This window comes from Streptomyces sp. NPDC057543, from assembly GCF_042801895.1.
Taxonomy (GTDB): Bacteria; Actinomycetota; Actinomycetes; order Streptomycetales; family Streptomycetaceae; genus Streptomyces.
This window is the reverse complement of record NZ_JBHVFF010000117.1, coordinates 1-23985: the sequence shown is the minus strand read 5'-3', so window position 1 is coordinate 23985 and position 23985 is coordinate 1. Positions and strand designations below refer to the sequence as shown.

The window sequence follows — 23985 nt, the reverse complement described above, 5'->3', positions numbered from 1 at the left end:
GTGAACTGCCGGGGTGACCCGGGGCATCGCCCCCGGTCGCCCCGGCCGATCATGAGGAATCGGTGAGAAGCGGCACAACCGGGAACGCCGCGCGGTGCCCCGCTCGTCCCTCCCCTGGGATGAACAAAACGATCAGGCACGCCTCGGTCTTCTGTCTGCTGCTGGTCCTCGCCCTGCTGGTGCGGGCGACCTGGGTGCAGGCGTACCAGGCACAGGCGCTCGCAGACAACGACCACAACCGGCGGAAGACCATCGCGCAGTACGCGCAGCCGCTGGGCGACATCATCGTGGCCGGGAACCCGGTCACCGGCTCGAAGGGGACGGTGGGCAGCGACCTCGCGTACAAGCGCACCTACAAGCAGGGCGATCTCTACTCGGCCGTCACCGGCTACAGCTCGCAGGCGTACGGTGCCACGCAGCTCGAAGGGATCTACAGCCATGTGCTGGACGGCACCGATGACCGGCTGAAGAGCCCGATGGACGCGGTGACGGGCAAGCAGGCGGCCCCCGGCGACGTCCTGACGACGATCGATCCGGCTGTGCAGAAGGCGGCGTACGAGGCGCTCGGCACCGACAAGGGCGCGGCGGTCGCGATCGACCCGAAGACCGGACAGGTGCTGGGCGTGGTCTCCACCCCTTCGTACGACCCCTCGAAGATCAGCGGGACGACGGACGGCGACGCCTGGAAGAAGCTGCTCGACGACCCGGACAAGCCGCTGGTCAACCGCGCGCTGCGGCAGCCGCTGGCACCCGGTTCGACGTTCAAGCTGGTGGTGGCGGCCGCGGCGCTGGAGGACGGGCTGTACAGCTCCGTCGACGAGCGCACGGACAGCCCCAATCCGTACCCGCTGCCCGGCAGCAGCAAGAACCTGGAGAACGAGAGCGCCTCGGCGCCCTGCGAGAACGCCACGCTGCGCACCGCGCTCCAGTACTCCTGCAACAACGTCTTCGGGAAGGTCGCGGTCGACCTCGGCCAGGACAAGGTCAGAGCGATGGCGGAGAAGTTCGGCTTCAACACCACGAAGCTGGACATGCCGGTGCGGGCCTCCGAGAGCGTCTACCCGTCCAGCATGGACAAGGCGCAGACGGCGCTGTCGGGCATCGGCCAGTTCGAGGTCACCGCGACGCCGCTGCAGATCGCCATGGTCTCGGCCGCCCTCGCCAACGGCGGCGAGCTGGCCGCACCCCACATGGTGTCCCGGGTGACGGACTCCAAGGGCAACACGTTGCAGGACTTCGCGGACGGGGACACGAAGCGGGTCGTCTCGCAGTCCACCGCCGAGCAGCTGCGCAGCGCGATGGTGACCGTCGTCGAAGAGGGCACCGGCACCAACGCCAGGATCGCCGGGGCCGAGGTGGGCGGCAAGACGGGTACCGCGCAGAACGGCGTGGGCAACAGCAAGTCCCCGTACGCCTGGTTCACCTCGTACGCGAAGGACAGGTCCAGCGGCAAGGAAGTCGCGGTTGCGGTGGTCGTCGAGGACTCGGGCGCGGCCCGCGCGGAGGTCAGCGGCAACGGTCTGGCAGCGCCGATCGCCCAGAAGATGATGAAGGCGGCGCTCAAGGGGTGAGGGGGCGACGGTCCGGGCGCCGGACACCGTACACATCCGTCGAGGAGCCGTCGCAGCAGTGCGCGGTGGGCGGCCAGGTCGACGGTCCCGTCCGGGCGAACGGCGTCACCCGGATCGCCACGACATCGGCGAGGGCCGTCTTCAGCGGGAGGAGATCCATGCGGTCAGGCCTTTCGTCGGTGTGCTGGTGGTTCATGCCGGGTCCCCCTCGGTCTCCGCCGTTTCGGGGAACGCGCGGCTGACGAACGACGCGATGTGCTCGTGCAGGGCGCGGGCCGCGTCGTCGGCGAGTGCGAGCCGCAGGATCTCGCGGTGCGCGGCGGCCTCCCGCTCGCGACGGCCGCACTGCGGAGCGTCGCCGTCCGCCGTCCCTTCGCGGGCATCGGGCATGTGTCGTACACCCGGTGCGCGGACGGCGGTCGCGGCCGGGTGCGATGTAGGGAATCCGCCCGATGCCGCCGGGCGTCCTCAGCCACCAGCCTGAACCCGTGACGAACGTGCGGGTCGGAAGGGTTGTGGTGGGTGCGATGTCGGGCTCGGCGACGATGCGGGTGCTGCGGGACCGTACGGCGGGGCTGTTCCTGGCGGCGGTCGTCGTCTCCGGTTTCGGGACGTCCGCGATGTGGCTCGCGGCCGGGGTCTGGGTCAAGTCGCTCACGGGCTCGGACAGTCTGGCGGCACTCGCCGTCTTCGCGATGTGGCTGCCGGTGCTGGTCGGGCCCGCGCTCGGGGCGATCGCCGACCGCCTGCCCAGGAAGCCGCTCCTTGTTGCGTCGAACCTCGTCATGGCGGGGCTGCTGGCCACGCTGGTCGCGGTCGACCCGGCGGGGCGGATCTGGATCCTCTTCACCGTGCTCGTCCTGTACGGAACAAGTGCCGTGCTGATGGACGCGGCCGAGTCGGCGCTGGTCGCCGGGGCCGTCGACACGCGGCTGCTGGGTGATTTCAACGGGCTGCGGATGACGGCGAACGAGGGCATGAAGCTGCTGGCGCCGCTGACCGGCGCGGCACTGTACGGCCGGTTCGGAGGCGGCGCGGTGGCGCTGCTGGACGCGGTGTCGTTCGCACTGGCGGCCGGGGTCTACGCGCTGCTGCCGGTGCGCCAGCCGGTCGCGACCACTCCGGTCGGCCGGGGCGGACTCGCCGCGGGCGCACGCCAGATGTGGCGGTCTCCGGTGCTACGGCCGCTCGTGCTGGCGGGGTCGGTGACGATGCTGTGCGCGGGACTCAACGGGGCGGCGGTCTACGCCTTCGTCGACGACGGTCTCGGGCACTCCCCCACGTACGCGGGCGTGCTGTACGCGGTGCAGGGAGCCGGGTCCGTCGCCGTGGGGCTGCTGGCCGGTCCGTTGCTGCGGCGGCTGCCGGAGCGGGTGTTCACGGCGGCCGGGATCGCGCTGTTCGCGGTGGCGGTGGGGACACGGGCACTGCCGTACGACGCGGTGGCGCTGGCGGGGAGCGCGGCCATCGGGGTCGGGCTGCCGTGTGTGCTGATCGCCGCGATGACGGCGGTGCAGCGGGAGACCCCGGACGCCCTGCTGGGCCGCACCGCCGCGACGGCGAACACGCTGATGATGGTGCCGAACGCGGTGGCGCTGGCGCTCGGCGCCGGGCTGATCGCACTGGTGGACATCCGGGTACTGCTGCCGCTGGTCGGTGCGGCGGCGCTGCTGACCGCGGCTCTGCTCGTCACGGGCCGGCGGGGGAGGCCGACGGACGCCCCCACCGGCCCGCTTCCTTCATCGACCGAGGCGTGACAGCGCCCCGGCGACGGCATCGAGGTCCGGGCCGGAGGCCAGCCCGGCGTGGTACAGGCGCAGTTGGTTCGCGCCGAGCGATGCCGCGTGCGCGGCGTCCCGCTCCAGCGTGGCGGGGCTGCCGCCCATGCCGGTGACCACGGTGAAGTTGGCCGCGAGCACGCCGTCCCGCCCGGCGAACGGGCCGAGCACGGCCTCGCGCGCCGTGTCGCCGCCGGTGCACGGCAGTACCGCACCGTCCGCCACGGACAGAATGCGCTCAGGGTCCGCACCGACGTTGGCACCACAGCGGTACGGGGCGGGGTCGGCGTGCAGCAGCACCTGGAAGCCCGGCTCCGCCGCCGCCCGCACCGCGGCGACCGCGGCTTCCTGGAGCGCGCGGGCGACTCGGCCCCGCCACTGGAGGGTGGCGGCGGCGAGGCCGGGGCCGAGGAGCTTCTCGATGCCCGCCCACCCGGCCTCCGGGGAGCCGGAACCGGACCAGGCCGGTTCCAGGCCCCGCCGTACGGCCGTGGCCACCTCATCGACGTCCAGGTCGTGTTCGGCGTACCCGGTCCGGCAGGCCGGGCAGAAGCAGAGCGACATCAGATACTGCGCCGCGTCCCCGAGGCCGACGCCCGCGATCTTGTCGTGGGCGTGCAGATGCGCGAATCCGTACCAGCCGCAGGACTCCAGCTCGGTGCCGCGCGCACCGTCCCGGACCGCCGCCTCCGCCGCCAGGTCCACCAGGTAGGCGCGGACCGCGGGCTGGGCGATGCAGGGCGCCCACGGGTAGCGGTCCCCGTAGGCGTTGATGACGGAGATGTCCGGATGCTCGGCGCCCAGCCGGGAGTTGTGCGCGAGGACCACCCAGGTGTGCACCTCCAGGCCGGCCTCGGTGAGTGCCTGTGCGGCCTCGGCGTACGGATCGTCCGAGGCCACCCAGGACTGCTCGTACGGACGCAGTTCGCGCCCGGCCCACCGGGCGGCGTCCGGTGGGTAGAGCACCGCGGCGTGCTCGGCGGTGACGATGCGCCGGCTCGGGTGGCGCGGGGTCAGCGCCCGGGTGGAGTGGTAGGCGGCGGCGAGCGTCACCTGCTGGACGCCCAGGTCCGCGACGCGGTCGGCCGCGTCCGGGTCGCCCACGACGTCCCACGGATAGAGGAAGGCGGAGGTCTTCATCCGTGCCGCTCCTGCCCGTACTTCTCCAGCAACGCGCGGCCTCGCGCGATGATCCCGGCGAGCTCCTCGATGTGGGCGGCGGGAGGCTCGGTGAGCGGGGTGCGGACCTCGCCCACGTCCAGACCGCCCAGCCGGACCGCCGCCTTGACGAGTGAGACGGCGTAGCCACGGCCCTTGGCGCGCAGTTCGACGAGCGGCCGGTAGAAGTGGTCGAGGAGCGCGTCGGCCAGGTCGGTGTCGCCGGAGTCCAGCGCCCGGTAGAAGGCGAGCGCGATGTCGGGCGCGAAGGCGAAGACGGCGGAGGAGTAGAGCGTGACGCCGATGCCCCGGTAGGCGAGGCCGGTGAGTTCGGCGGTGGGCAGCCCGTTGAAGTACAGGAAGTCCTGGCCGGGCCGTTCGGTGCGGACGGCGCTGACGATGCGCTGCATCAGGTCGAGGTCGCCGTAACCGTCCTTGAGACCGATGACGCCGGGCGTCCCGGCCAGCGCGATGACGGTCTCCGGGGTGAAGACGGCGTTGTCCCGCTGGTAGACGATCGTCTCCAGGCCGGTGGCCGCGGCAAGCGCCGTGTAGTGGCTCAGCAGCCCGGCCTGGTCGGCGACGACGAGATACGGGGGCATGGCCAGGAGCCCGTCCGCGCCCGCCTCCTCCGCGAGCCTCGCGTACTGGATCGCGAGCGCCGTGCCGTACCCGGCGCCCGCGACGACAGGCACCTCTCCGGCGGTCTCCTCGACGGCCGCGGCGACGACGAGGCGGAATTCCTCCGGTGTCAGGGCGTGGAACTCGCCGGTGCCGCAGCAGGCGAAGACGGCCGCCGCACCGGCGTCGATGCCGGTCCGCACATGCGCCCGGAAGGTGTCGAGGTCCACGGCGCCGTCCGGTCCGTACGCGGTGACGGGGAAGAAGAGCGGCCCGGCGACACGGTTGAGTCGGGCGGCAAGAGGGGCTGAGGTCACGGGCGCTCCCTGAGCAGATTCAGGCGTGCACAATTCTGATCGGTGTCCATATTCATGAACGAGCTCACGCTAAAGCAGCCGCCCGGCGCAGGTCAAGACAGGAACGCGCAACCCACCCGAGCCCGGCAGCGGAGATTTCGACGCCGAACAGACGCCGCGCAGACGCCGGACAGATGCCGGACCACGACACCGGATACGAGAGACCCGGTACGAGACCGGGCCGACGCCGGACAGTCACCGGAAGCAGGAGCCGCCCACTCCGCCGACCGCGCGCCCACGCTCTTGACGCCATACGCCCGGACTTCTTAGCGTGTCCATGCATATGAATGCCATCCATGGATTTGACGCCCCGTGTGTACGCGCCGCAGGTGCCGCAGGGCCCGTGCCGCGCGCGCACGTCGCGCGCGTGCACCTATGTACCGAGGAGATCCGCGCATGTCCGCTCCCCGCACCGTCCTGCTCACCGGCGCCGCCGGCGGGCTCGGCACCCTGATGCGCGGACTTCTGCCCGCGTACGGCTACGAGCTCCGCCTCTTCGACGTCGCCCCGGTCGAGGGCGAGCCGGACGCGATCACGGCCGACCTCGGCGACGAGGAAGCGCTGCGCGAGGCCGTGCGGGGCGTAGACGCGATCATCCACCTCGCGGGCATCTCCCTGGAAGCCTCTTTCGACAAAATTCTTCGGGCGAACATCCAGGGGACGTACAACCTCTACGAGGCCGCGCGCGCAGAGGGCGTCCGGCGCATCGTGTTCGCCTCCTCCAACCACGTCATCGGATACACCCCCCGCCCGCTCCCCGGCGATCCGCTGATCCCGATCGACGCCCCGCGCCGCCCCGACACCTTCTATGGGCTGTCCAAGTCCTTCGGCGAGGACCTCGCCCAGCTGTACTGGGACCGGCACGGCATGGAGACCGTCTCCGTACGCATCGGCTCCTGCTTCCCGGAGCCGACATCCGTACGGATGCTCTCGGTCTGGATGAGCCCCGAGGACGGCGCCCGGCTCTTCCACGCCGCGCTCACCGCCGAGGACGTGCGGCACACCGTCGTCCACGGCTCGTCCGACAACACCCGGTTGTGGTGGGACCTGACGACGGCACGCTCACTCGGCTACGAGCCCAGGGACGACTCGGAGCCGTACGCGGCCGAACTCCTCGCCGAACAGGGCGAGCTGGACCCGGACAACCCCGACCACGCCCACCTCGGCGGCCACTTCTGCACCAACCCGCCGATCTGGCCGCGCTGAACCCGCGGTCCGGGTACGCGGAAATCCGCGCGACAGCGCGCCCCGGCGGACGGCAGGATGCGGAGCCGTGCCGAGACCTTCCGGATTCCTCTACGAGCAGCACGGCGACGCGAGCGTCACCATCACCCGCCCGGCCGCCCCGCGGGCACGCTGCGCGGCGGCCGGGCGGAGAAGTTCCTGGCCGAGGTGGCGTCCGGCGACGCGCAACTCGTGATGGCCCGATGGACCGGGGCGTACAGGCACGGCAACGAGCGCACGGCCCGCAACCACCCCCGCAATCGCTGACGGAGGGACTCCTGCCCCGTACGGCCGAAGGCCCGCGAAGGTAAGGGAACGGCAAAGCCGGGTCGTTCGTTACCCCGGGCATGACCGCTATGACCCCCGGCTCGAACATCCCTCTCTCCGCCGCCCGCGTGGCAGTGGACGTCTCCGCCCCGGTGCGGCTCGACGTTTCGGGCCTGCTGCTCACCGCCGACGGAAAAGTGCGCTCCGACGACGACTTCATCTTCTACAACCAGCCCACCGGCCCCGGCGTGACATACCGCTCCGGCGGCGGCACCGCGCCGGACGCGATCGTGGTGGACACCACCGCGGTCCCGCCCGGCATCGAGAAGATCGTCGTCACGGCGAGCCCGGACGCGGCGGGCCAGACCTTCCAGGGCATCGAACCCACCGCGACCGTGCGCAACGCCGACGACAGCAGCGTGCTCGCCACGTTCACGCCGCCCCGGCTGGACGCCGAGACGGCGCTCGTGGTCATCGAGGTCTACCTCCGCAACGGCGCCTGGAAGGCCCGCGCCGTCGGCCAGGGCTATGCGAACGGACTGGCCGGAATCGCCACGGACTTCGGTGTCTCGGTCGAGGAGGAGCCCGCCGCCGCGCCCGCGCCCGTCGTGCCCCCGATGCCCGCCGCCCCGCCCGTGGACCTGCGGATCGCCGTGCCCGCGGCCCCCGCCGCCCCGCCCGCCGCCGCGCCTGCGCCCGCGCCCGTCGCCTCCGGCAAGATCAACCTCGACAAGGGCCGGGTCAGCCTCCAGAAGAACCAGACGGTCTCCCTGGTCAAGGCCGGCCGGCCGCTGCTCTCCCAGGTCAAGATGGGCCTCGGCTGGGAGCCCGCGTTCCGCGGCAAGGACATCGACCTCGACGCCTCGGTGATCGCCTACGGCCCCAACCGGAACCACCTGGACAGCTGCTATTTCGGCAAGCTCTCCATCCTGAACGGCGCGATCAAGCACTCCGGCGACAACCTCACGGGCGAGGGCGCGGGGGACGACGAGGTGATCGTCGTCGACCTGGGCAGGATCCCGGCGGAGGCGACCGGCCTGGTCTTCACGGTCAACTCGTTCACCGGCCAGAAGTTCACCGAGGTCGCCAAGGCCTACTGCCGGCTGGTCGACGCCACCACCGACGAGGAGCTGGTCCGCTTCGACCTGACCGGCGCCGAGCCGCAGACCGGCGTGATGATGGCCAAGCTGATCAAGCAGTTCTCCGGCGAGTGGGAGATGACGGCCATGGGCGACTTCGTGAAGTCACGCACCGTCCGCGGCATGGTGAAACCCGCCGCCCAGGCGCTGTAACGCCGCAAGGGCTTTGCGGCGAGAGCCTCCGGTACGACTTCAGGGGCACCTGCGAGTGCCAGGTGCCCCTGAAGCCGGAGAGCGTGACGGGACCGCGGACGCTGCGCGTGCTCGCCGGTTCTCTCAGAGCTTGGTCAGCTTGGAGTACGGGCTCAGGATCCTCCCCTGGCGCCCCGAGAAGTCGATGAGTACTGCGTCGTTGTCGCCCTCGACAGCGAGGACGCGGCCGAGTCCGAACTGGTCGTGCGACACCCTGTCGCCCACATCGAACAATTCGACCGGTGGGGCCGCCTGGGCCGGGCGGTTGAAGGGACTGGAAGGCAGGTAGCGCCGGGATCCGGCTGACTGTTTCATTACCTTGAGTATGCGCCCTGGGAACGCCCGGCGCCATGCCCGTCCGCTCCTGGGGGCCCACTGATGCCGGATTCGTAATCAGCGATTCCAGGGCCAGTCCACGTCCCGGCCCGCTTCCAGCAGCGGCACCATGCGGAACGCCGCGTCCGAAAGCCCCCCGAAGGTGTGGCGGTTCCCGCCTCCCGACGGGGCGTGCCCGACCTGGTATCCGGCCAGGTTCCAGGTGTAGACGGGCACTTTGGACGGCACGGCCGCGGTCGCGTCCGCGGCGTACGAGAACGACGCCTGCTCGTCGGTGACGATCAGTACCCGGTCGTGCCTCTTGTAGTGGCGGCGCACCGCCCCGGCGGTGTTGGTGCCGCCGAGGTCACCGAAGCGCTCCAGGACCTTCAGCACGGACTCGCGTCGGCGATACCTCACCGGTGCGCTGTTCGTACCGAACTGCACCAGATCGGCCTCGGCGGCCCGCAGCGCCAGCGCCGTGCCGAAGATCGCGGCGGCGTCTGCCCGGTTGAGCTGTGAGCGGTCCGACAGCGGCGACCACATCGAGCCCGAGCGGTCCACCAGGATCAGCGTCCGTCCCGGCAGCGCGGGCACATTGCTCAGGGAGTGGCCGAGCGCCTTCTCCAGCGGGTGGGCCCAGCGCAGCGAGGGCGCGTGCTGGTAGGCGGCGAGGTACCGGAACGGGAACTGCCGCGACGCGGCGACCACGTCCGGGTCGCAGATCTTCGCCGCGACCTGCGCGGCGACCTCGTCCGAGACGCCCGCCTCGTCGAAGTTGCGCAGATTGCGGACGAGCGCCATCGCGCCCATCGACGGAATCACCGCTTCCCAGGCCGCGGCGTCCATCGGCCCGTGCAGCCAGCCCGCCAAGGCCTCCCAGGTCATGCCCGCTGCCGCCAGCCGCTCCGCCCCGTCCGCGCCCTCGATCACGGCCCGGCGCTCCCCCACCGGCAGTTCCATCAGCGCGCGGTGAGCGGTGAGAGTACGGTCGGAGACCGGCACCACGGCCGTCTCCGGGTGGTGGCGCCGGTCGAGGGCGTACTGGAACAGCTCGCCCTGCCACGGCTTGTGAGGGTCGGGCGAGGCGTGCACCAGGTTCAGGATGTCGCCGAAGCGGTAGCCCTTGGACGCGGTGTCGTACTTCAGCAGCGACGTGCCGTTGTAGAGGCGGCGTACGGCATCGGCGATGCCGCGCTTGACGGGCTTGGGCACGGCACGTCCGTAGCGCGAGGTCCAGTATCCGAGGAGCTCACCGGGCTCGTCGGCACGCAGCAGGACGGAGTCGACGACCTGGCGGTTGGAAGGTCCGTCGTCGGCCCCCGCGTCGAGCCGCGCCTTCACGTACTCGGCGGCGCCGACGATCGAGGCGGTACGCATCTGGCCGTCGCGGCGCAGCCAGTGGAGCAGGCCGGCGGTCCACTCGGGGTCGCCGACGGCGAGTACCCGCACCAGTTCCGCGAAGCGGTCGTCGCGCTGCTCGCCGTCCTCGTAAAAGGTCTGCTGCGAAACGAAATTGGCGACGGCGAGCAGAAAGAGCTCGGAGCGGTTGTCCCGGAGATGTCCTCGGCCGCCCTGGTGGGTGGGTGCGGTGTGCCCGGTCGATTTCACGGGCGAGGTGACGCGGGGCTTGATGGTGCGGATATTGAAGCGTGTCATGTGAATTCCCCCGAATTCATTGGGAGAAGGCACAGCGGAAAAGGGGTGCCCGAGGTCGGGAGTCGGCGACGGGCTTGCCTGATGCTCTACCGCTTTGAGCTACCGGCCGTGGCCGGGCAGGACTTGAACCCGCAACTGTCGGATCCGAGAAGTATCCGTCACCTGCGCACCGGGCACCCCCCCCCGATGTCTGTGCCTCCCGAGATCAGAGTCGGCGGCGGCGTTTTTCGTTTCAAGAAGTAGCCGCAGCCTGCGCACCGGGAGGTGCGTGCAGTCATTGCTGATGAATTTGTGATGTCCAGAGATCAGGGTCGGCGGAACCGACGAAGGCGCTCTGCCGCTGAGCTACGCCTGTACGTATACGGGCGGCGGGACTCGAACCCGCGACATCCTCCTTGGAAGTAGGTCCTGCCTGCGCACCTGGACACAGACAGGACTCTAGGGGGGAACCCCAAGGAGCGCGAGGGAATTACACCCGTCGCGTCACCGGCCGTCAGGGGCGGTTCGGCTGACGCTTCCACGGGCCGGTGATGGCGAGCATGATGCCCGGCGTCTGGATGTTGGCGTACAGCGTCCTGCCGTCGGGCGAGAACGTGACACCGGTGAACTCGCTGTACTCCGGCTCCTGTTCGCTGCCGATGTTCAGCTCGTTGCGCGCGATCGGGTAGGTGCGGCCGCTCTCGGTCGCCCCGAACAGGTGCTGGATGCCGTTGCCGTCCTCGGCGATGACCAGACCGCCGTACGGCGAGACGGTGATGTTGTCCGGGCCGTCGAAGGCACCGTCCTTCGACGGGTCGGCGTTCACGCCGAGGAGCACCTTCAGCGTCAGCGTGCGGCGCTTCGGGTCGTAGAACCACACCTGGCCGTCGTGCTGGACGGGGCTCTCCGCGCGGGCGAACGAGGAGACGAGGTACGCGCCGCCGTCGCCCCACCACATGCCTTCGAGCTTGCGTGCGCGGGTGACCTCGCTGTCCGCGAACTGCTTGCGCACCGAGACGGTCTTCGCGTCACGGTCGGGTACGTCGACCCAGTCCACGCCGTACACCGTGCCGATCTTGGTGGCGCGGGACAGGTCGTCGACGAACTTGCCGTTGCTGTCGAAGCACTTGGTGGCCTGGAGGACACCGGCGTCGTCGGCGAGCGTGCGCAGCTTGCCGCGGCCGTGCCGGAAGCCGTGCGGCGGAACCCAGCGGTAGAGCAGCCCGTTGGGGCCCGCGGCGTCCTCGGTCAGGTAGGCGTGGCCCTGCTTGGGGTCGATGACGACGGCCTCGTGCGCGAAGCGGCCGAAGGCCTTGATCGGGCGCGGGTCGCGGTTGGCGCGCTTGTCGTACGGGTCGACCTCGAAGACGTAACCGTGGTCCTTGAGCAGGCCGTTCTTGCCGGCCTTGTCCTCGGTCTCCTCGCAGGTGAGCCACGTGCCCCACGGGGTGGCGCCACCGGCGCAGTTGGTGGACGTACCGGCGATGCCGACCCACTCGGCGGTACGACCGTCGCGGCGGGTCTCCACAACGGTGCAGCCGCCGGCCGCGACGGGGTCGTAGACGAGGCCCTCGGCGAGCGGTACCGGGTGCTCCCAGCCTGCGCGGGTGCCGCTCAGCTCGTGGTTGTTGACGAGCAGGGTGACGCCGCGGGGGCCCTCGAAGGTGGCCGTGCCGTCGTGGTTGGAGGGGGTGTACTCGCCGGTCTCCAGCTTGGTGACACCGCAGTGGGTGATGACCTCGTACTCGAAGCCGGCGGGCAGCGCGAGGAGGCCCTCGGGGTCGGCGATCAGCGGCCCGTAGCCCGGCTCGCCGTGGTTTCCGTGGCCGTTCCCGTGCTCGTTGTCGCTGTTGCCGGGCTTCGCGTCCTGTGCGGCCAGGGCGCCGGGCGCGGTGGCCAGCGCCGCGACGGTACCGGTCAGGGCGATGCCGGCACCGGTGAGGGCGGACTGTTTGGTGAATTCCCTGCGCGTGAAGGGCATCACGTACTCCTGGAGCAACTGAGCGGGTTGTTGGCGCGCCCACAGTCGCGCCCCTGCCCGAACGCCAGGTGAACCGCGGTCGACGTCGAGGGGCATCCTTCCGGTGCAGTTGGCCGGATACGGCCCCGCCGGCCGGATGCGATGCCGTACGCGGATACAGACGGCCGGATGTGGACGGGCAGTTGCAGCCGGCCGCGTACAGCTGCCCGTACACGGCCGTCAGTTCACGACTGCCTCTACACAACTGCCGGTTCACGACTGCCGGTTCACGACTGCCGGTTCACGACTGCCCGTACACGACCGCCGGTTCACGACTGCCCGTACACGACTGCCGGTTCACGACTGCCCGTACACGACTGTCAGTCCTCGGCTGTCCGAAGCCGGCCTTCCCCGCATCCGGCCTTCCGCAGCCGGCCGTCGGCACGCCCTGTCGGGTGCCTCAGGCGCGCGACCGGGCCTTGAACGCCGCCTTGCGGGCCTCCTTGGCCTTCTTCTTGTCACTGTGCAGCCGCCCCATCGCTTCGAGGACGTCCGCCGTCGCCGGGTGCTCCACCCGCCACGCCTCACTGAAGAAGCCGCTGTGCTGACCTGCCAGGCCCTCGACCAGGCCCTGGAGCTCGTCCAGGTCGCCCCCGGCCTCCAGCTGGGCCGCGATCGTGTCGATGGCGAGCCAGAAGATCATCGACTCGGGCGGCACGGGTACGTCCGCCGCGCCCAGCTCCGCGAGCCAGACCCGGGCGAGACCGCCCAGCTCGGCGTCGTCCAGCACCGCGCGCACCGCGGGCTCCGCCTCCGCGCCGACCAGGGCGAGCGCCTGCTGGCAGTTGAGCCGCCGCAGCGGCGCCTGCCGGTCCGTTCCGCGAGCCGCAGCCAGGAGTTCGGCCGCGGCGCCGTCCGCGCCGCGTCGGGTGAGCCACAGCTCGATCTCGCCGCGCGCCGCAGCCTCGGGGTAGTACGCGATGCCGCCGAGGAGCGCGTCGGCCCCCTTGTCCGCGAGGTCGCCGATCGCCGGGGCGTCCACCCCGGCCTCCAGCATCCGGGCCCGGACGCCGTACAGGCCGAGGGGGGTCAGCTTCACCATGCCGTACCGGGTGACATCCTCGTCGTCGGCCGCGACGGCGGTGTCCTCGCCCTCCTCGGCCAGCAACGCCTCGTCCACCGGGCGGTATTCGACGATCCCCATGGGTTCGAGGACCCGGAACTGGTCGTCGAGGCGCATCATCGCCTCGGACACCTGCTCGAGGATGTCGTCGGTGGGCTCGCCCATGTCGTCCGGCACCAGCATCGACGCGGCGAGCGCGGGCAGCGGTACGGGCGCCGCGTCCGCGCCGCCGTCGCCGACGGTGAGCAGGTACAGATTGCCGAGGACCCCGTCGAGGAATTCCGCCTCGGCCTCCGGATCCCAGTCCAGGGAATCGAAGTCCACCGTGCCGTCCTCGCCGACGAGGTCGGCGAAGTCCTCGAAGAAGGGCGCGGTGGCATCGGCGTGGACGGCCTCCAGCCCATCGAGCCAGATCGACAGGACGTCCTGCGGCGAACCCCCGGTGATCAGCGCCAGGTTCTCACCGGCGGCGGCGGTGCCCTCCGCGTCCTCCCCGTCGGTCTCCTCCGGGTCCTCGACGTCGACCAGTCCCGTGTCGACCGCGAGACGCCACGCCTCGCTGGCCTCCGCCGCGCCGTCCTCGTCCGCCGTGCGGCCGAGGTGCTCGGCCGCCGCGGGCAGCTGCGCTTCGACGAGCTCGCCACCGGCGCCGACCCGCGTCTCCGGGCCCGCCCAGCGGGCGAGCCGGACGGCGCGGGCGAGCAACGGCGCGGCAAGCGCGTCCCGTGCCAGCTCGGCCTCGGTGCGCAGCCTCACGGGCGGCAGGGTGGGACGCTCTGCGGACATCAGGTGGTTCTCCTCGGGACGTACGGGGTGTACGGGGGGCGCGTACGGGTCGGGCGGCCCAAGCGTAGACGCATTTCGCCCCATGCCACCCGGTTCATGAAACGGACGGCTTCCGTCCACCCGGAGGTTCTTGACAACGGATGCGCCCACACAAGAGATTGACGCGCGTAGACCCCATCCTCCCCCCTCGAAACTCCGGAGCCATTGATGCCCTCCGCATCGTCCAGAACAACCGCCGTATCCGCCGTGGTCGCCGCCGCGCTCGCCGCGGGCCTGCTCACCGGCGCGGCCACCACTTCCGCGTCCGCCTCCTCCCCCGCCGCCTCCTCCCCGGCCGCCGACGGCCAGGTCCGGATCCACGACATCCAGGGCACCACCCGGATATCCCCGCTCGCCGGCCGGCAGGTCGCCGGGGTCCCGGGCATCGTCACGGGTGTGCGGACGTACGGCTCGAAGGGCTTCTGGTTCCAGGACCCGAACCCCGACGCCGACCCCGCCACCAGCGAGGGCGTCTTCGTCTACACCGGCTCCGCGCCGACCGTCGCGGTCGGTGACGCGGTCACGGTCTCGGGCACGGTCGCCGAGTTCGTCCCGGGCGGCGCCTCCTCCGGCAACCAGTCGCTCACCCAGATCACCAAGCCCACCGTCGCCGTGGTCTCCTCGGGCAACGCTCTGCCCGCGCCCGTGACGGTCTCGGAGCGCTCGGTCCCCGCCCGGTACAGCCCCGCGGGCGACCCCGCGGCGGGCGGGTCGATCGACGCGCTCCCCCTCGACCCGTCCCGCTACGCCCTGGACTACTACGAATCCCTGGAGGGCATGAACATCCGCATCGGCTCCTCGCGGGTGGTCGGCGCCACCGACCCGCACGCCGAGCTGTGGGTGACGGTGAAGCCACACGAGAACGCCACCGGCCGCGGAGGCACGGTCTACGGCTCGTACACCGCGCAGAACACCGGCCGGCTCCAGATCCAGTCGCTGGCGCCGCTCACCGAGCAGCCCTTCCCGTCCGCCGATGTCGGCGACGTGCTGTCCGGTACCACCGAGGGCCCGCTCGACTTCAACCAGTACGGCGGCTACACGCTGACCGCCCGCACCCTGGGCAAGGTCACCTCCCACGGGCTGCGCCGGGAAACGACCCCCAAGCAGCACGCCGACGAGCTGGCGGTGGCGACGTACAACGTCGAGAACCTCGACCCCGGCGACCCGCAGGAGAAGTTCGACGCGCTCGCCGCCGCGGTGGTCGACAACCTCTCCTCGCCCGACATCGTGGCGCTGGAGGAGATCCAGGACAACAACGGCGCGACGGACGACGGCACTGTCTCCGCCGACCGCACGGTCAAGATGTTCACCGACGCGATCGTGGCCGCGGGCGGCCCGGCGTACCAGTGGCGTTCCATCGACCCGGAGAACAAGAAGGACGGCGGCGAGCCCGGCGGCAACATCCGCCAGGTGTTCCTCTTCAACCCGGCGCGGGTGTCGTTCACCGACCGCGCGGGCGGCGACGCGACGACCGCGACCGATGTCGTACGGGCGGGGAACGGGGCGGCCCTGACCCACTCCCCCGGCCGGATCGACCCGTCGAACCCGGCGTGGGCGAACAGCCGCAAGCCGCTCGCCGGCGAGTTCACCTTCCGCGGCCGTACGGTCTTCGTCGTCGCGAACCACTTCGCGTCCAAGGGCGGCGACGAGTCCATCGTCTCGCAGCACCAGCCGCCCACCCGCTCGTCGGAGGACCAGCGGCACGCGCAGGGCAAGGCGGTCAACACCTTCGTCAAGAAGCTGCTGAGCGTCCAGAAGGACGCGGACGTCCTGGTCGTCGGCGACATCAACGACTTCGAGTTCTCCGGCACGACCGAGGCGCTGACGGCCGGCGGCGTGCTGTATCCGGCGATCAAGTCCCTGCCGCGCTCGGAGCGTTACTCGTACGTCTACCAGGGCAACACCCAGGTGCTCGACCAGATCCTGACCAGCCCGTCGATCCACGGCTTCCACTACGACAGCGTCCACATCAACGCGGAGTTCGCCACGCAGAACAGCGACCACGACCCGCAGGTGCTGCGCTTCCGCCCGTAGTCCACAGCCCGTAGCGCCCCTACACGCCCGCCCCCGGCCCCATGCTGAGCGCGGGCGTGTACCGGTGCACGCCTCCGCCGGTCATCCCCGGGTACGACTGCACCCGCTCCCACTGCGGCGTCCTCGACCCGATCCCGTCACCGGGCGCGGTCAGCGCCTCGACATGGGCCCGCGCGCTCTCCCATTCGGCGTAATTGAGTACGCGCGTTCCGTCGGTGCTCACATGGAAGTGCCCGGAGAGGCCACCGGGTGCAGGCGCCGGATCGGTCCCCAGCGCCTCGAACACGGTGTCCACCCAGTCCCGCTGCCGCGCCTTGTCCGGCCCCTCGAACTCGACGTCGACGATCACGACGCACCCCGGTTCCCGTCCGTCTCCCTCCGCCGGCCGCACGGAGCGGTACATCTCGAAGGTGTGCAGCCCGAGCCGCCGGATGCCCGGCACGGCGGCGTCGATGTCCGCGTTCCGCTCGTCCCGGCCGTGCCGGAAGAACTCCTGGTACGCCTGCTCACCACTCCACTGGCTGTAGTGGAACAAGGTCTTCCCGTCCTCACCGACATGGACGGTGTACGAGAGCAGGCCCGGATGCGGCCACTCCCGGCTTTCCCATGCGGTACGGATGGCCTCGATCGTCCGCCGCTGCCGCTCGGGAGTGCCGACATCCCAGGTGCTTGCCTTGACCAGTCCGACGTCGTTACGGGCAGGATCGGGACGGGATTCGAATCGCACACTCATGACGGGTCCTCCTGACCGGTGCACCCGCGTGGTGCGCCGCTGCCGACCACACTGGTAGGTCAAGTGCGCTTGAGGTCAACAACACTCTTCCGGTGCGGCCGTCGGGCCCGCCGACGGGACAACGAACGGAGTACCGCATGGAACCGCGTCTCAGCGCGATCACCCGCGAGGAGCATCTGGCGTTCGTCGCGAGCCGGCCCGCCGTGAGCCATATGCAGGTTCCGTCGTGGGGCGATGTGAAGCCCGACTGGCGCGCGGAGAGCATCGGCTGGTTCGACCGCGACGCCGCCGGCCGGGACCGGATCGTCGGAGCCGGGCTCGTCCTCTACCGGCCTATCCCCCGGCTGAAACGCTGTCTGGCGTATCTGCCGGAGGGCCCCGTCATCGACTGGCACGACGCCGGTCTGGAGCGGTGGCTGGCGCCGATGCTGGCCCATCTGAAGACGCAGGGCGCGTTCTCGGTGCGCATGGGCCCGCCGGTGGTCGCCCGCCGCTGGGACGCCGGGACGGTCAAGGACGCCATCGCGGACCCGTCCGCCCGGCGGCTGCGCGACGTGGCGGCGGACACGGAAGAGCCGCAGGCCGCCGCGCTGGTGGAACAGCTGCGCGCACTGGGCTGGCGACAGGGCGAGGAGGGCGGCGAGGACGGTTTCAGCGCCGGACAGCCCCGGTACGTCTTCCAGGTGCCGTTCGCCGGGCGGTCGCTGGAGGAGATCCTGGGCAACCTGAACCAGCAGTGGCGGCGCAACATCAAGAAGGCGGAGAAGGCGGGCGTCAAGGTCGTCGAGGGCGACTACGAGGACCTCCCGGCCTTCTACGAGCTGTACCGCGAGACGGCCGAGCGCGACCGCTTCGTCCCCCGCCCGCTCGGCTACTTCCAGCGCATGTGGACCGCGCTGCGGGCCGAGGACCCCGACCGGATGCGGCTCTACCTGGCCCACCACGACGGCGAGACGCTCTCCGCGGCGACGATGCTGAGCGTCGGGAACCACGTCTGGTACTCCTACGGCGCCTCGACCGGCCGCAAGCGCGAGGTCCAGCCCAGCAACGCCGTCCAGTGGCGCATGATGAGCGACGCGCACGAGAGGGGCGCGGCCGTCTACGACCTGCGCGGCATCACCGACACCCTGGACGAGAGCAACCATCTCCTGGGCCTGCTGCGCTTCAAGGTCGGCACCGGCGGCCGGGCCGCCGAATATGTCGGCGAGTGGGACTACCCGATCAACAAGGTGCTCCACAAGGCCTTCTCCCTCTACCTGGCCCATCGTTGACCACAGCGGCTCCGGAGGGTGGTCCCGGGCCGGATACCGGGCGCTCGGGCGTCCGTGCCAGACTCCTGAGCATGCTCCTTCGCCCCGCCACCCGCACCGATCTGCCCGCTGTCCTCGCCCTGCTCGCGGACGAGGAGCGGGTCGTCGACCCGGCTTCGGTCGTGGTCGACGAGGCGTACGAGAGGGCCTTCGCCGCCATCGAGAGCGACCCGCGCAACGAGATGCTCGTTCTGGTGGAGGGGGACACCGTGGTGGGCTGTCTGCAGGCGACATACATACCGGGGCTCGGCAAGCACGGCGAGGAGCGGGCCCTGATCGAGGCGGTGCGGATCAGGGCCGACCGGCGGGGCGGCGGTCTGGGCCGGGAGCTGATGAAGCAGGCCGTCGACCGGGCCCGGCTGCGGGGGTGCGGACTGATGCAGCTGACCAGCAACAAGCGGCGCACCGACGCGCACCGGTTCTACGAGTCGCTGGGTTTCGCCCGCAGCCACGAGGGCTTCAAGCTCGCCCTCTGAGCCGGCGTCGTCGCGGCGCTATCTCGACGGTTCGGTCCGCCAGGCGGTCATGTTCAGCTCGTCGAGCAGCCGTACGTCGCTCCCCTTCAGCGGGAAGGTGCGCGCCTCCAGGCCGGGGGCGGGTGCGATCTGCAGCGCGTCGCCCTCGATGAGGTCACCGCCGGTCGGGGTGGAGACCCAGGCGAGGAGCGAGCGCATCGTCCCTCCCGGCTTCAGCATGACCTCCTTCGGGCCCGGGTCGGTCCCCATGTACGAGGAGCCCGGATTCACCGGGACCGGCAGCGGGTCACCGGCCTCGTCCAGTGCCCGGACCGACGGATAGCCGTCGACGCGGTACGGCTTGCTGCCACAGTTCGTGAGGGTGAGGCCGACGGCCCGGTGGCCCAGCGCGGCCTCGATCTCGCCCATGTCGACGACGACGCCGGAGGACGGACAGTCGGCCCGGGTGGTGCTCCCGGTGGGTGTGGGGCCGGGCCCCTGCGCCGACGGCGTCGGCGGCCGGTCGGGGAGCGCTGCGGGGACGCTCGGAAACGATGACGGCAGCTTGTCGGCGTGCACCCGGTACGAAAAGCTCGGTGTCGGCTCCGACTCGCCCTCGCCCGCCGGCACGAGAAACCCGGCGCAACCCGAGAGGGACAGGCCGAGCGCCCCGGCCATGAGCACGGCCATCACCGGCCGCCGCCTCCCGGCCCCGGTTCCGTGCTCCACCCGTGTCCGCTCCCGTACAGCCATGCACCCGCCCCCCGGTGTCGGTCTGCCGCATAGGCGTTCGATCATGCCAGAGCGTGGCGCCCCTTCCCACAACTGTTGAATGTTTCTTCCCCTTCACCCCAAGCAGAACTAAGTGGACCTTCACGGTCCGGTCGACCGACACTTCGGGAATGACAGCACCCGTAGCCCCCTTCGGCCGCGCACTCTGCGCCATGATCACGCCGTTCACCGCCTCCGGGGCGCTGGACCCGGACGCCGCCGGGAAGCTTGCCGCCTCACTGGTCGCCGACGGCTGCGACGGTCTGGTGCTCAGTGGCACCACCGGCGAATCCCCGACCACCACCGACGCGGAGAAGACCGCGCTGCTGCGGGCCGTCCGGGCGGCGGTCGGCGACGGTGTACCGATCGTCGCCGGGGTCGGCAGCTCGGACACCCGGCACACCGTCGCCCTCGCGCGGCAGGCCGAACAGGCGGGTGCGGACGGCCTGTTGGTGGTGACTCCGTACTACAGCAGACCGCCGCAGGCCGCCGTCGAGGCGCACTTTCGGCGCGTCGCCGATGCCACCGGCCTGCCGCTCATGCTGTACGACATCCCCGGCCGCACCGGCACCCGCATCGAGCCGGAGACCCTGCTGCGGCTCGCGGAGCACCCGCGCATCGTGGCCGTGAAGGACTGCGCGTACGACCTGCTCGGCTCGACGAAGGTGATCGGCGCGACGTCGCTGGCCTACTACTCGGGCTGCGAGGAACTGAACCTGCCGCTGTACGCGGTCGGCGCCGCGGGCTACGTCAGCACGGTCGCCAATGTGGCACCCCGGCAGCTGCGGGCGGTGCTTGACGCCTTCGACGCCGGGGACACGGCCGGGGCCGCCCGGCTCAACCGGCTGACCGTCCCGCTCGCCGAGCTGATGATGGCGTCCGGGCTGCCCGGCACGGTCACGGCGAAGGCACTGCTCGACGCCGGACCGGTCCGCGAACCGCTGCAGCCCGCCGGGCGCGAGGTGACCGACGGGCTGCGCAGCGCGTACGAGGAACTCCTCGCCGCTACGTGCTAGTGCCCCTCCCGGCAAGCTTTGCCCCGTCGCGCCGCCCAGCACGCACTCCCCCAAGGCCTTGAGGGCCAGGGGGGACCCCCTTCCGCGTTGGCCAAAAGCCCTGGTAGCTCCGCTACAAGGGCTCCCGGCCGCCTTGCGATCGCACGCACCGGACGACGCTCTTCATGGGGCAAACATTGCCGGTCACGGCACTAGTTGTGGTTGTGCAGGATGTCGTTGAGGCCGCCCCAGACCGCGTTGTTCGGGCGGGCCTCGACGGCGCCGGTGATCGAGTTGCGGCGGAAGAGGATGTTCGAGGCTCCGGAGAGCTCGCGGGCCTTGACGATCTGACCGTCCGGCATCGTGATGCGGGTGCCGGCCGTGACGTAGAGCCCGGCCTCGACGACGCACTCGTCGCCGAGCGCGATCCCGACACCGGCCTCGGCGCCGATCAGGCAGCGCTCGCCGATGACGATGCGCTCCTTGCCGCCGCCGGAAAGGGTGCCCATGGTGGAGGCGCCGCCGCCGATGTCGGAGCCGTTGCCGACGACGACACCCGCGGAGATCCGGCCCTCGACCATCGACGTGCCGAGGGTGCCCGCGTTGAAGTTGACGAAGCCCTCATGCATGACGGTGGTGCCGGCGGCGAGGTGCGCGCCGAGCCTGACCCGGTCGGCGTCGGCGATCCGGACGCCCTTGGGGGCGACGTAGTCCGTCATCCGGGGGAACTTGTCGACCGAGGTGACCTGGAGGTGCAGGCCCTCGGCGCGGGCGTTCAGCCGCACCCTCTCCACGTCGTCCACGGCGACCGGGCCGAGCGAGGTCCAGGCGACGTTGGCGAGGAGGCCGAAGAGGCCGTCCAGGTTCTGGCCGTGCGGCTGGACGAGGCGGTGCGAGAGGAGGTGCAGGCGCAGGTACGCGTCGTGCGCGTCGAGCGGCTTGTCGTCGAGCGAGGCGATGACCGTACGTACGGCGACGACCTCGACACCGCGGCGGGCGTCCACACCGATGGCCTTGGCGGCGCCGTCGCCGAGGAGGTTGACGGCCTGGTCGGGGGTGAGCCGTTCGGTTCCGGCCGGGCCCGGCTCGGCGGTGAGCTCGGGGGCGGGAAACCAGGTGTCGAGAACGGAACCGTCGCCGGCGATGGTGGCGAGGCCGGCGGCGACGGCGCCGGTGGTGCGAGCAGGAGTCGTGTCGGTCATGACACGAAACCTAACCGGCGGGGCGCCGTCGTCGCCAACCGGTCTCGCCGGGTGGTCGCGCACGCACCCCGGGAGCCCCGGCCTCCGGCTCAGCCGGGCTGCGTCTGCCGCTCGGGTGCCGGTACGGGTTCCTCCGCGCACACCGGCACCACCGCGGTTCCCGGTAGCCGTCGCGCCACCAGCACCGCCGCCCCCGCACCGCCCGCCAGCACCGCGCAGGCCGGCCAGAGCAGTCCGGGCGCGGCGGCGTAGAGGGCGCCGCCCAGCGGTGGCGCCAACACCTGCCCGCTGATGGAGGCGCCCGCGTACAGGCTCTGGAAGCGGCCCTGCGCATGGGCGGGGGCCTGATCGGCGACGTACGCCGTCGCGGTGGTCTTGTAAAGGATCTCGCCAGCCGTGAGCGACGCCATCATCGTGACGGCGAACAACGCCCCGGCCCCCGGGATCAGCACCGCGTAACCCAGCCCCACCAGCAGCAGCCCGGCGCCCACGATGCTCAGGGGCGCGCGTCGGCGCAGGGCGTGGGCCGCGGGGAGTTCCAGCAGGAGGATGAGGCCACCGTTGATGGAGAGCAGCCAACCGTAGAACTGGGCGCTGTGGCCGTGCTCGGCCAGGAAGACGGGCACGGTCGAGTACTGCTGGCGGTAGACGAGGTCGACGCAGAGGATCGAGGCGAGCAGGACCAGCACCGCGGGCCTGACCCGCAGCTCCCGCCACAGCCCGGGTGCGCCGGGCGCGCGCACCGGCCGGCCGTGTGCGGTGCCGTGCGCCGGCAGCACCGTCGCCGCGTATCCGGCGAAGAACAGCGTCCCGAGGCCATCGGCGAGGAAAAGCCAGTCGTACGAGAAGCGGGCGGCGATCAGCGCGCCGAGCGGCGGGCCGACGGCGAACGCGGCATTGCTCCCGGCCCGCACGAGGGCGAAGCTCTGGCGCCGACTGCCCTCGGGGACGGAGACGGCGACGAGTGCGGAGTTGGCGGCGCGTACGACACCTGCCGCGTACTGCGCGAGCGGCAGCACCCCGTACATCGCGACGACCGGTAGGACCGGCAGGGTGGCCAGCGCCGTCCCGCTGACCAGCGCACCGGTCAGAAGCATCCGGCGGTGGCCGTAGCGGTCCCCGAACCAGCCGCCGGTGAAGTTCCCCGCGACGAGGCCGATGCCGCCGACGCCCGCGATCACTCCGGCCTGCGGGACGGTCAGCCCGCGCGGGCCGGTCAGATAGACGAAGAGGAAGACGAAGGTGAAGCTGACGACCCCGTTGAGGAAGGAGCCGAAGGCCAGCAGCCGCACGGTGCGCGGTACGTCGCGCACGATCCGGAAGAACCTCATCAGCAGCACCCTCCCCAGTAAGTTCCTCTTGGGAACGGACTATGACATCATGCTTGACTACAGGTCAATCAGGTAAGTGACGGCAGCGGCAGACCGACGGAGGAGCCCGTGCCCCAGCGCACCAGCCTGGCCGACGCCGACTGCGCGATCGCCCAGGCACTCGATGTCGTCGGCGACTGGTGGACCCTGCTGATCGTGCGGGACACGGCGCGCGGCGTGCACCGCTTCGACGCGCTCCAGGAGGAACTGGGCGTGTCCCGCAAGGTGCTGACCGAGCGGCTGCGGCTGCTGGTCGACGCGGGAGTGCTGTCCCGGGAGCCGTACCAGGACCGGCCACCCCGGTACGAGTACCGGCTCACCCGGCGCGGACGCGCACTGCTGCCCGTACTGATCGCTCTCCAGGACTGGGGCGACAGCTGGGTGATGGGAGACGGGGAGATGACGGCAACGGCCGCCGAGGCGTCGAAGGAGGCGGCCCGGGTGCACGCCCTGGTGGGCACGCGCCTGCCCGAGCTGCAACTGCTGGACTACGACGGCGTGCCGCGCGACCCGGTCGCCGACACCCCGTACACCGTCCTGTACTGCTTCCCCGGCGCCTACGCCCGCCGGGACGCCTATCCGCCGGGGTGGGCGCAGATCCCCGGCGCGAGCGGCTGCACCCTCGAATCCTGTACGTACCGCGACCAGTTGGCCGAGTTCACGGCGGCGGGCGCGACCGTGCACGGGGTGTCCACCCAACGCCCCGACGAGCAGCGGGCGTTCGCGGACGCGGAACGGCTGCGCTTCCCGCTGCTCTCCGACGCGGAGCTGGAACTGACAGCGGCTCTGCGACTGCCGACGTTCCGCGCGGCGGGGACGAGCCGACTGAAGCGGCTGACGCTGGTGGTGGACCGGAACCGGACGGTCCGCGAGGCGCTGTACCCAATCACGGACATCGAGGCGAGCGTACGGACGGCCCTGACGACGATCCGGGGGACGGCGCCGCCC

Annotated in this window: 20 protein-coding genes and 2 pseudogenes; 10 read left to right on the top strand and 12 right to left on the bottom strand. The window is 71.3% G+C overall.

All coding sequences use genetic code 11. The features are described 5' to 3' along the window. Positions 1-119 precede the first annotated feature (119 nt). A complete protein-coding gene (locus ACFU8Q_RS20615) occupies positions 120-1571 on the top strand; it encodes a penicillin-binding transpeptidase domain-containing protein (protein ID WP_384455805.1) in 1452 nt (483 codons plus the stop codon). On the opposite strand, the gene ACFU8Q_RS20610 is transcribed toward ACFU8Q_RS20615, so the two are convergent. Both ACFU8Q_RS20610 and ACFU8Q_RS20605 read right to left on the bottom strand, forming a co-directional pair. Next, positions 1561-1767 carry a hypothetical protein gene (locus ACFU8Q_RS20610; RefSeq protein ID WP_384455802.1) on the bottom strand — a complete coding sequence of 69 codons (207 nt, stop codon included), beginning with the start codon at positions 1765-1767 and terminating at the stop codon, positions 1561-1563. The two genes, ACFU8Q_RS20615 and ACFU8Q_RS20610, sit on opposite strands and share 11 nt — an antisense overlap. Further along, a pseudogene (locus ACFU8Q_RS20605) lies at positions 1764-1904 on the bottom strand (GntR family transcriptional regulator); the annotation flags it as partial. The gene ACFU8Q_RS20610 and the pseudogene ACFU8Q_RS20605, both read right to left, overlap by 4 nt. A 194-nt stretch (positions 1905-2098) precedes the next feature. On the opposite strand from ACFU8Q_RS20605, the gene ACFU8Q_RS20600 reads away from it, so the two are divergent. Beyond that, positions 2099-3328, top strand: coding sequence for an MFS transporter (locus ACFU8Q_RS20600; protein WP_384455808.1), 1230 nt, complete (start codon positions 2099-2101; stop codon positions 3326-3328). Here ACFU8Q_RS20600 and ACFU8Q_RS20595 read toward each other — a convergent pair. Together ACFU8Q_RS20595 and ACFU8Q_RS20590 are read right to left on the bottom strand one after the other, a co-directional pair. Further along, entirely contained in the window at positions 3311-4489 is a 1179-nt protein-coding gene (locus tag ACFU8Q_RS20595; protein ID WP_384455801.1) for a hypothetical protein, read from the bottom strand. The two genes, ACFU8Q_RS20600 and ACFU8Q_RS20595, sit on opposite strands and share 18 nt — an antisense overlap. Next, positions 4486-5445, bottom strand: a complete 960-nt coding sequence (locus ACFU8Q_RS20590) for a 5-dehydro-4-deoxyglucarate dehydratase (protein WP_384455798.1) — start codon at positions 5443-5445, stop codon at positions 4486-4488. Before ACFU8Q_RS20590 ends, ACFU8Q_RS20595 begins: the two co-directional genes overlap by 4 nt. A 435-nt stretch (positions 5446-5880) precedes the next feature. Between ACFU8Q_RS20590 and ACFU8Q_RS20585 the strand changes: the two genes are divergently transcribed. The 3 genes and pseudogenes from ACFU8Q_RS20585 to ACFU8Q_RS20575 all read left to right on the top strand — a co-directional run bounded on the left by ACFU8Q_RS20585 (position 5881) and on the right by ACFU8Q_RS20575 (position 8267). Continuing rightward, positions 5881-6690, top strand: a complete 810-nt coding sequence (locus ACFU8Q_RS20585) for an NAD-dependent epimerase/dehydratase family protein (protein ID WP_384455795.1) — start codon at positions 5881-5883, stop codon at positions 6688-6690. 67 nt (positions 6691-6757) lie between these two features. Next, positions 6758-6975, top strand: a pseudogene (locus tag ACFU8Q_RS20580) (hypothetical protein). Between the two features lie 80 nt (positions 6976-7055). Next, positions 7056-8267, top strand: coding sequence for a TerD family protein (locus tag ACFU8Q_RS20575; RefSeq protein ID WP_384455793.1), 1212 nt, complete (start codon positions 7056-7058; stop codon positions 8265-8267). Positions 8268-8390: 123 nt separating this feature from the next. Here ACFU8Q_RS20575 and ACFU8Q_RS20570 read toward each other — a convergent pair whose 3' ends face one another. The 4 genes from ACFU8Q_RS20570 to ACFU8Q_RS20555 form a co-directional block, all read right to left on the bottom strand. Continuing rightward, positions 8391-8621: a hypothetical protein gene (locus ACFU8Q_RS20570; protein WP_037691698.1), complete on the bottom strand. Its 231-nt coding sequence runs from the start codon at positions 8619-8621 to the stop codon at positions 8391-8393. 78 nt (positions 8622-8699) lie between these two features. Continuing rightward, entirely contained in the window at positions 8700-10280 is a 1581-nt protein-coding gene (locus ACFU8Q_RS20565; protein WP_384455790.1) for a TROVE domain-containing protein, read from the bottom strand. 493 nt (positions 10281-10773) lie between these two features. After that, on the bottom strand, positions 10774-12240 hold the full coding sequence (locus tag ACFU8Q_RS20560; protein WP_384455787.1) for an alkaline phosphatase PhoX: 1467 nt from the start codon (positions 12238-12240) through the stop codon (positions 10774-10776). Between the two features lie 439 nt (positions 12241-12679). Then, entirely contained in the window at positions 12680-14128 is a 1449-nt protein-coding gene (locus tag ACFU8Q_RS20555) for a hypothetical protein (RefSeq protein ID WP_384455784.1), read from the bottom strand. A 207-nt stretch (positions 14129-14335) separates the two neighbouring features. On the opposite strand from ACFU8Q_RS20555, the gene ACFU8Q_RS20550 reads away from it, so the two are divergent. After that, a complete protein-coding gene (locus ACFU8Q_RS20550; protein ID WP_384455781.1) occupies positions 14336-16201 on the top strand; it encodes an endonuclease/exonuclease/phosphatase family protein in 1866 nt (621 codons plus the stop codon). Between the two features lie 19 nt (positions 16202-16220). Here ACFU8Q_RS20550 and ACFU8Q_RS20545 read toward each other — a convergent pair whose 3' ends face one another. After that, the gene (locus ACFU8Q_RS20545) at positions 16221-16934 is read right to left on the bottom strand and encodes an antibiotic biosynthesis monooxygenase (protein ID WP_384455779.1); all 714 of its coding nucleotides are present in this window, start codon (positions 16932-16934) and stop codon (positions 16221-16223) included. 137 nt (positions 16935-17071) lie between these two features. Here ACFU8Q_RS20545 and ACFU8Q_RS20540 point away from each other — a divergent pair, with 137 nt between their 5' ends. Both ACFU8Q_RS20540 and ACFU8Q_RS20535 read left to right on the top strand, forming a co-directional pair. Beyond that, positions 17072-18205, top strand: coding sequence for a lipid II:glycine glycyltransferase FemX (locus tag ACFU8Q_RS20540; RefSeq protein ID WP_384455777.1), 1134 nt, complete (start codon positions 17072-17074; stop codon positions 18203-18205). Between the two features lie 71 nt (positions 18206-18276). Beyond that, positions 18277-18720 (top strand): GNAT family N-acetyltransferase, encoded by a 444-nt coding sequence (locus tag ACFU8Q_RS20535; protein ID WP_384455774.1) that lies wholly within the window; start codon positions 18277-18279, stop codon positions 18718-18720. An 18-nt stretch (positions 18721-18738) separates the two neighbouring features. On the opposite strand, the gene ACFU8Q_RS20530 is transcribed toward ACFU8Q_RS20535, so the two are convergent. Further along, positions 18739-19452 carry a DUF4232 domain-containing protein gene (locus ACFU8Q_RS20530; RefSeq protein ID WP_384455771.1) on the bottom strand — a complete coding sequence of 238 codons (714 nt, stop codon included), beginning with the start codon at positions 19450-19452 and terminating at the stop codon, positions 18739-18741. A 149-nt stretch (positions 19453-19601) separates the two neighbouring features. Here ACFU8Q_RS20530 and dapA point away from each other — a divergent pair, with 149 nt between their 5' ends. Beyond that, a complete protein-coding gene (gene dapA, locus ACFU8Q_RS20525) occupies positions 19602-20486 on the top strand; it encodes a 4-hydroxy-tetrahydrodipicolinate synthase (RefSeq protein WP_384455768.1) in 885 nt (294 codons plus the stop codon). 191 nt (positions 20487-20677) lie between these two features. On the opposite strand, the gene dapD is transcribed toward dapA, so the two are convergent. Both dapD and ACFU8Q_RS20515 read right to left on the bottom strand, forming a co-directional pair. Further along, complete coding sequence (gene dapD / locus ACFU8Q_RS20520; RefSeq protein WP_384455765.1) at positions 20678-21667, bottom strand: 2,3,4,5-tetrahydropyridine-2,6-dicarboxylate N-succinyltransferase; 990 nt, start codon at positions 21665-21667, stop codon at positions 20678-20680. Between the two features lie 89 nt (positions 21668-21756). Continuing rightward, a complete protein-coding gene (locus ACFU8Q_RS20515) occupies positions 21757-22998 on the bottom strand; it encodes an MFS transporter (protein WP_384455762.1) in 1242 nt (413 codons plus the stop codon). 108 nt (positions 22999-23106) lie between these two features. Between ACFU8Q_RS20515 and ACFU8Q_RS20510 the strand changes: the two genes are divergently transcribed. Further along, a partial coding sequence (locus ACFU8Q_RS20510) for a winged helix-turn-helix transcriptional regulator (RefSeq protein ID WP_384455760.1) occupies positions 23107-23985 on the top strand: 879 nt, incomplete at its 3' end.